Consider the following 6,618-nt stretch of genomic DNA (forward strand, 5'->3'; position numbering starts at 1 on the left):
AGACCGGGGTCTGGCCTGGATTTAAGGCACCCACTGGGGTCCGTGAACGGATTAGGACTGATAGTTGCATGAATCAAAAACGCATCCTTGTCGTCGAAGACGACGCAGCCATCAGTGATGTCGTCTGCTCGACGCTGCAAGGGAGGGGCTACGCGTGCCTGCCTGCGTACTCGGGCAGCGAGGCGCGCCTAGCCATCGGCTCGGGAGAGTCGTTCGACCTCGCGATTTGCGACCTTATGCTACCGGGGCTCCCGGGTGAGGACGTGGTGACCCTCATCAGGACGAGGGGTATGGCACCGATTCTCGTGATTTCGGCCAGGGCGCAGGTGACCGACCGCGTGTCGCTCCTGCGCATCGGTGCCGACGACTACTTGGTGAAGCCCTTCGACCTTGACGAGCTGGTAGCGCGCGTCGAGGCACTGCTGCGCCGTACGGGTGCTGCCGCTGAAGGCGCGCGGTACGCGGATGGCACAGCCGACCCTCCGCTCGTTTACGGAAAGTGGCTTCTGTCCGAGAGGGAGCGGCGCTTCGAGGCGGCCGGGCATCCCGTCAGGCTCACGCGGACCGAGTTCGACATCGTCGCGACGCTCATGCGCAGCCCGCGCAGGGTGTTCACCAAGCAGGGGCTGTATCGGCTGGTGTGGAACGAGGATCCGGCCCCGGAGGAAAATGCTGTCGGCACTCATGTCTCCAACATCCGCGCCAAGCTCAAGGGCACTGGCACCGAAGGCTATATCGAGACGGTATGGGGTATCGGCTTCAAGCTCGCTGACCGCTCGTGAAGGCCCCGGCTCTCAGCCATGGCATTGCCGTCCGATAATCTTTAGACTTTCTTGTGGCTTTGCGGGAGGTTCTCCGAAGGCCACCTGCCACACTCGGGGTCAAGGATTCGCCGATTTGAGGGGTGGGGCATGGATGCGATAAGGGTTTCTGGCCTGGTGAAGGAGTTCGGGCATAAGCGCGTCCTCGACAGCGTGGACCTGCGCGTGGGCATGGGCGAGGTCTACGGTCTCGTCGGGTGCAACGGTGCCGGCAAGTCGACGCTCATGAAGATACTAGCGGGTCTGGTGCTGCCGACGACGGGCGAAGTCGAGATACTGGGAGAGCGCCAGAGGCCGGGCTGCACGAGTGGCCGCCTCGGCGCCCTCGTCGAGAGCCCCGGGGTCTACCCGGGACTTACCTGCCTGGACAACGTCATGGTGAGGGCCCTCGCCCTCGGCGTGCCGAGGGCGAGGGAGGCGAGCGCCAAGGCGCTCGGCGCCGTGGGGCTGGCGCCGGCAGCCGGAAGGCGCGCGAAGGCCTGTTCTCTCGGCATGAGGCAGCGTCTCGGCCTGGCGCTCGTCCTGGTGGGCTCCCCCGACCTGCTGGTGCTCGACGAGCCCTTCAACGGGCTCGACCCGGAGGCGGTGCGGGAGCTGCGCGCGACCATCATGGGCCTGGTTCGCGACCGCTCGGTCACCGTGTTCCTGAGCTCCCACGTTCTCGACCAGCTCGGTCGCATGGCCACCGGATACGGCGTTATCCGCGACGGCAGGATCGTGCGCCAGATGAGCGCGGCCGAGGTGGAGGCGGAGTGCTCCGACTACCTGAGCATCCGCTCCGCCGAGCCGCAGGCTGCCCTCGCGAGGCTCGAGGACGCCTTCCCGCAGGCGTCGTTCTCCGTCATGCCCGACGACGCCATACGCGTCGGGGGCGGCGTTACCGCCGAGCGGGCCGGAAGGGTGCTCGCGCAGGCGGGAATCGCCGTGAGCGAGATGTTCGTCAAGAAGAGGGACGTAGAAGAGCTCTTCGTCGGCCTCATGGGCGACGGGCGGTCTTTGCCTGCGGCGGGTGTGGCATCGAGATCGCAAGGGACGGAGGCAGAGGGCCCTTGCGGCTCCCGCAGAGGGGGTGATGGACGATGAGCTTGGGCGGTCTGCTCAGGGCGATGGCGTATCGGCTGGTCAGGAGCCGGGCGTCGATGGTGCTTCTCTGCGCGTTGGCGACCTTTGTCGTGGGAGGCGTCGTCTCGCTCAAGGTCATCGGAGCGGATGGATCCGTTGCGGCGAGAATCTCCGAGACGAGCTCCGACATCTCCCTCGGCCTCGGCGCCCTTTTCCCCGGCACGGGATGCGTCGACCTCGTCCGGGCCTGCGGCGTGCTGTTCGTGCGCGGCAGCGCCGTCTCCATGATCGTCTCCTCGCTCTGCGGGCTTTTCTTTGCGTCGGACCTGAAGTGCGGGTTCGTGAAGAACGTGGCCCAGGGCCGCGGTGCCCGTACCCACTACGCCCTTGCAGCGTGCGGCCTGGCCCTCGCGGTGTCGGCATTGGCCGTCTTGGGCGGGGTCGTCGCATCCCTCGTCTCCCTGGTGTCCCTGGGCTTTGTCGTCTCGGTGCCGGGAATTCCGGAGCTGCTGTCCTGGGTCGTGGAGGTGTGGCTCTCCGTCTCCGCATACGCTCTGGCAGCGACGCTGGCGGCGATCTTGTCAGGAAGCGAGGCGTTTTCCGTTGTTTTCGGCCTGTCGCTCGGCGGGGGCGTCGTTGGGAAGCTGCTGTGCTCCGCAGCCGGCCTGCTGGCGGGGTCTCCCGAAAGCGCCGGGGCGGTCTTCTCTGGCAGCCTGGCTACGGTGGTGTCGCGCCTTGGCAGCGGGAGCGTGCTCCCGTGGGGGGCGATGGGTCCGGTGTTGGTCGCTATCGCGTTCACCGCTGCCCTGACGGTGGTGACCGTTCGACGGAGGGGCCTGGCCTGACGGATCGGCGGCTTCGGCCGTGCCCCTCCTGCGGGAGGGGCGAGGGGGTTGATGCAGCTTGGAACAAATGGTGGTGGCGTCGCTCCTCGTCGCCCTGCTCGCCGTCATCGCGCTCTACGAGCGGGAGCTTAGGCGCATGGCACGCTTCCTGGGCCGCAGCGACCGGACCGCCAACGAGCGGGTGGAGGTGGGCTTTTCCACTCCCGGCATCTCGTTGGTCGCCGCCGCCGTCAACAGGGGGATGGAGGAGCGAAGCGACGAGCGCGCGGCCGTCGGCGAGCAGAGGAGGGCCTTCCAGCACGGCCTTGCCGCACTCTCGCACGACATTCGCACGCCGCTTTCGGGGGCACAGGGCTACTTGCAGCTCCACGACCGCAGCTCCGATTCCGTCGAGAGGGCGCGCTGCCTTCGCGGGGCCGCGTCCTGCCTCGCGGACATGCGCGCCCTCACTGACGCGCTGCTCGACTATGCGAAGGTGTCCTCCCAGGACGGACCGCTCGAGCTCTCCCCCGTGGCGGTGATGCCCGCCCTCGCCTCGGTGCTGGCCGACGCATATCCGCGGTTTGCGGAGCGGGGGTGGGAGCCAGCGATCCTGTTTGCCGACGAGGGCGTGCGGGTGATGGCGGACGAGGGGTCCCTCGAGCGCGTGCTCTCGAACCTCGTCGCCAATGCGTTGCAGCATGGGGCTTCGGCACCCGTCATCTCCCAAGGCTTCCTCCCGGCGCCGGATGGGGGGGACGCTCGGATCGTGGTCGTCTCCGTCTCCAACGAAGTGGGCGACGCCGGTTCGATAGACGTGGACCGCTTGTTTGAGAGGTTCTACCAATCCGACGGTGCACGCTCGGGGGCGGGATCGGGGTTGGGTCTCGCCATCGTTGCGAGGCTCTGCGAGCGAATGGGCGGCTCTGCGGCGGCAGGGGTCGAGGGCGGGCGCCTCTCCATATCCGCGCGCCTGCCTGCGGCCTAATCACCTTGCTGGATCGGCTTTGACCTCACCTTGGGCGGACGAGATAGCGGCTTGGCCCATCTCCCGGCAACCCGACCTCGTGCGGCGGAACGAGATGCTAGCCATGCTGGTAGCAAGGAAGCCGGAATGAGGGGCCGGCTCTCGCCATCGGCATAGGCTGACTGCCTGCCTAGCCCCTGAAGGATGCCTTCCAGGCCTCGTACTCGTCCTCGGAGACCTCGCCGGCCTCCAGCCGCTCACGCATTCGCGCCCATGCCCTCAGGGCCTGGAAGAGCTTCTGGGAGCCGTCCGCCTTTGGGTCGACGGCGATCCCGATGCCGCCTTCCGTCTCGACGGGCCTGAAGCCCATCTCGCCCTCGAGCCTGAAGGCCATCTCGAGCGCCCCACGCGCGCTTTCGGGGCCTATGTCCGCAAGGGACTCCGGGGCGACGTCGAGCGCCCCGGCGATCGCCTCCAGCTGCGCCCCGCTCGGCGTGCGCAGGCCGAGCTCGTAGTTGCGGATGGCCGACTCGGTGACGCCGACCTCCTCCGCGAGGCCCCTCTGGGTGTAATCCCGACAAGGCCAATCCCGCCCGCTACAGCGTGGGCAGCAAGGGCGCAACGACATCGGCGGCCGAGTTGAGCATGACGGCCAGGGTAAATCCGGCAAGCGCCATCATGAAGACCCCAAGCAGGGCAGTGGCGATGCCGGCAGCGACGTTGTGCTCGTTGACGTATATCGCCTCGGCCGGCTCGCGCGGGTTGACCAAAAGCGTGCAGGGATCCCCCACCCCGAGAGGCTCGCGGCCCCTCTTCGTCGGCTTCCGGTTGGCAGGACCGGCTGGCGGCTCTGGGGGCCGGTATCCGGCAGCGACACGGTTCACCCTGCCGCTCAGGTCGTCGGCCTCGTATGTCTGGTCCTGATAGTCGAACGTGGCGGTGTACACCCGTGAGTAAGACTTGCCGGTGGGTATGATGCGGGAGTCGGTGATCGTGGCCTCGACCTGCGCCGTGCAACGCCGACGCGCGGTCGCCTTGCTGATGCCCCAGACGACCCCGTACGCGCCGATGCACAAAAGCGCCGTGCACGTGTACGCGAAGGTGACGAGCGCCCTCGCGGTCTCTGGGAGGGCGAAGATCGCGAGGGTGACGATGATGCCGACTGCCGCGAGAACCTTCCACCCCGTGCCCCTCTTCCTCGAAGACAAGCCTTGCGTCAGCAGGTAGCAAAGCATGGCGATGGACGCGGACATCCAAACGCAGAGCAAGGCGATGCCGCTATCGGGAGCGAACGATTCCATGCGGCTTCTTCCAAAAGGGCTCGATGCGAGAGCACCGTCCCCTATGCCTGGCGCCGCATCCGCTTCGCCACGCAAGCCTAGAGGTCGATGTATGTCTTGCTCGAAGGCAGCCTGTCGGCGGAGGGGATGTCAACGTAGTTCTTGGCGTAGTCGTTCGGGTTGACGTACACGTCGATGTGGTCGCCCGCATGGAGCGCATCCTCGACCGGCCAGTAAGCGCAGGCGCTGGTGAAGCGGTAGTTCTGCCCGCCCTCCTCGTATGTGCACCGGACCTGCCGGCCGGGCACGCCGTTGAACGTCCGGTTGTTGAGGACCGTTACCTCCTGCACTGTCGCGTCGAGCCGTTTGCCCGTCTGCTTCAGGTTCCCGATGCGCCGCCGGCGCACACGGGGAACGATCAGGAGCGACAGCCCTGTCACCAGGCAGAGGGCGCCCGACCCTCCGAAGCCCGCCAGGGTCATGGTGGCGAAGCCGGGGACGGCGACGTTGCCGGGATGCTCGGGGTCAACCAGAAGCTCCAGCTGCTCCCCCTCGTACATCGAGCCGTCGTAGGAGTTCAGGAGCACGTCGTCGTAGCTCTTGCCGTCATACTCATAGCTCACGTATACGTCGTAGTTGGTGCTTGTGCTGCTGTTGCTGCCAGTGCCGTTGCGGGTTCTGTAGACGTCGATCCGGTCGATCTGCGCCTGCACCGTCTCGCCCGCTGCGTACTTCTGGTTCGTGCTCACGAACAGAGCGATGCCAATCGTGAGCACGATAGCCCCGATCACCGTAAATATGGCACCCAGTATGGTGAGGAGCTTCCTGCTGTCCATGTATCTTGTTCCCTTCTGTCTGCGGGCTCCGGTTCCCCAGGCAAAGCTCATATAGTAGGGTACTACGCTGCATGAGGGGCCTTACCATCTTTCCCCTCGGGTAGGCGGGACAGAGCAAACGATTTCAACCGCGTTCACCTTGGTCAATCTGCCGCTCCAGCTCGTATTCGTGGCCGACACGCACTTTCCATGCGATAGGTAGTGCGGGACGGCTGCGTGCTTCTGCCTTTCCGTGGACCTTACATGCGAGCGGTAGTCGGGCCGGAGCCGTGCCTCGGGCAGCCGTCGCATCGGTTGTAGAGCGCCTGCCAGCTGGGATACACCAGCTCGTCGCGCACCTCAGCGGTGTTCCTGTCATGCTTTATATAGAGTCCCACAGCCCGTTTTCTCTGTTCGGATGAACATGGCACCAGAACCTCCAGACGTCATCGTTTGGTGCGGATTTCTGATACCACCCCCAGTGTCAACAAAACTGGGGCAGGTTCAGTCCCCCATCATTCTTCACGAAGCCATCATCCCTTGCGGACGCGGGCCTGTCGCAGAGCCTCCCCATCATGTATCGCCGCTTCCTGGGCGCGCCCCCGTGGCCAAGAGGCCCCGACCGCAGACCCTGATTCGCAGCTAGCCGAGATGTGTACGGGAGACGCGATTTTGGGCGATGGCGGCAAGAACGCACCCCCTCCGAGCTGCGGTTCCCCAGGGTGGCCCGTCCGCCCGGGGTGCCATTCCCCGCAGTGGGGGAAACGCGCCCCCTCCGCGGGCCGCCTGCCTGCGCAGACGGGAACGGGCGCCCGTACACATCTCGGCTAGCTGCGAATCAGGGTCTGC

Annotated in this window: 8 protein-coding genes; 4 read left to right on the forward strand and 4 right to left on the reverse strand. The window is 66.2% G+C overall.

The window, feature by feature from the left end; translation table 11 throughout:
* Window positions 1–68 precede the first annotated feature (68 nt).
* The 4 genes from HMPREF1868_RS03610 (at window position 69) to HMPREF1868_RS03625 (ending at window position 3,695) form a co-directional block, all read left to right on the forward strand.
* Complete coding sequence (locus tag HMPREF1868_RS03610) at window positions 69–782, forward strand: response regulator transcription factor (RefSeq protein WP_062530520.1); 714 nt, start codon at window positions 69–71, stop codon at window positions 780–782.
* Window positions 783–911: 129 nt separating this feature from the next.
* Complete coding sequence (locus tag HMPREF1868_RS03615) at window positions 912–1,904, forward strand: ABC transporter ATP-binding protein (RefSeq protein WP_072499887.1); 993 nt, start codon at window positions 912–914, stop codon at window positions 1,902–1,904.
* Window positions 1,901–2,728, forward strand: a complete 828-nt coding sequence (locus tag HMPREF1868_RS09860) for a hypothetical protein (protein WP_062530522.1) — start codon at window positions 1,901–1,903, stop codon at window positions 2,726–2,728. Before HMPREF1868_RS03615 ends, HMPREF1868_RS09860 begins: the two co-directional genes overlap by 4 nt.
* A gap of 67 nt (window positions 2,729–2,795) precedes the next feature.
* The gene (locus tag HMPREF1868_RS03625) at window positions 2,796–3,695 is read left to right on the forward strand and encodes a sensor histidine kinase (protein ID WP_062530524.1); all 900 of its coding nucleotides are present in this window, start codon (window positions 2,796–2,798) and stop codon (window positions 3,693–3,695) included.
* A gap of 169 nt (window positions 3,696–3,864) precedes the next feature.
* Here the strand turns inward: HMPREF1868_RS03625 and HMPREF1868_RS03630 are convergent, their stop codons facing one another.
* The 4 genes from HMPREF1868_RS03630 to HMPREF1868_RS09725 all read right to left on the reverse strand — a co-directional run bounded on the left by HMPREF1868_RS03630 (window position 3,865) and on the right by HMPREF1868_RS09725 (window position 6,167).
* Window positions 3,865–4,302: a helix-turn-helix domain-containing protein gene (locus HMPREF1868_RS03630; protein WP_062530527.1), complete on the reverse strand. Its 438-nt coding sequence runs from the start codon at window positions 4,300–4,302 to the stop codon at window positions 3,865–3,867.
* Window positions 4,271–4,975, reverse strand: coding sequence for a DUF3592 domain-containing protein (locus HMPREF1868_RS03635; protein ID WP_062530529.1), 705 nt, complete (start codon window positions 4,973–4,975; stop codon window positions 4,271–4,273). The genes HMPREF1868_RS03630 and HMPREF1868_RS03635 overlap by 32 nt, the downstream gene beginning before the upstream one ends.
* 77 nt (window positions 4,976–5,052) lie before the next feature.
* Window positions 5,053–5,790 carry a DUF3592 domain-containing protein gene (locus tag HMPREF1868_RS03640; RefSeq protein WP_062530531.1) on the reverse strand — a complete coding sequence of 246 codons (738 nt, stop codon included), beginning with the start codon at window positions 5,788–5,790 and terminating at the stop codon, window positions 5,053–5,055.
* Between the two features lie 239 nt (window positions 5,791–6,029).
* On the reverse strand, window positions 6,030–6,167 hold the full coding sequence (locus HMPREF1868_RS09725; protein ID WP_156439406.1) for a hypothetical protein: 138 nt from the start codon (window positions 6,165–6,167) through the stop codon (window positions 6,030–6,032).
* Window positions 6,168–6,618 lie beyond the last annotated feature (451 nt).

This window comes from Olsenella sp. DNF00959 (assembly GCF_001553055.1).
GTDB lineage: Bacteria > Actinomycetota > Coriobacteriia > Coriobacteriales > Atopobiaceae > Olsenella_I > Olsenella_I phocaeensis.

Bases quoted from the DNA above. Each gene is read 5' to 3' on its own strand.
- HMPREF1868_RS03640 (WP_062530531.1), bottom strand. From the start codon at position 5,790: ATGGACAGCAGGAAGCTCCTCACCATACTGGGTGCCATATTTACGGTG.
- HMPREF1868_RS03615 (WP_072499887.1), top strand. From the start codon at position 912: ATGGATGCGATAAGGGTTTCTGGCCTGGTGAAGGAGTTCGGGCATAAG.
- HMPREF1868_RS03625 (WP_062530524.1), top strand. From the start codon at position 2,796: ATGGTGGTGGCGTCGCTCCTCGTCGCCCTGCTCGCCGTCATCGCGCTC.
- HMPREF1868_RS03610 (WP_062530520.1), top strand. From the start codon at position 69: ATGAATCAAAAACGCATCCTTGTCGTCGAAGACGACGCAGCCATCAGT.
- HMPREF1868_RS03635 (WP_062530529.1), bottom strand. From the start codon at position 4,975: ATGGAATCGTTCGCTCCCGATAGCGGCATCGCCTTGCTCTGCGTTTGG.
- HMPREF1868_RS09860 (WP_062530522.1), top strand. From the start codon at position 1,901: ATGAGCTTGGGCGGTCTGCTCAGGGCGATGGCGTATCGGCTGGTCAGG.
- HMPREF1868_RS03630 (WP_062530527.1), bottom strand. From the start codon at position 4,302: ATGTCGTTGCGCCCTTGCTGCCCACGCTGTAGCGGGCGGGATTGGCCT.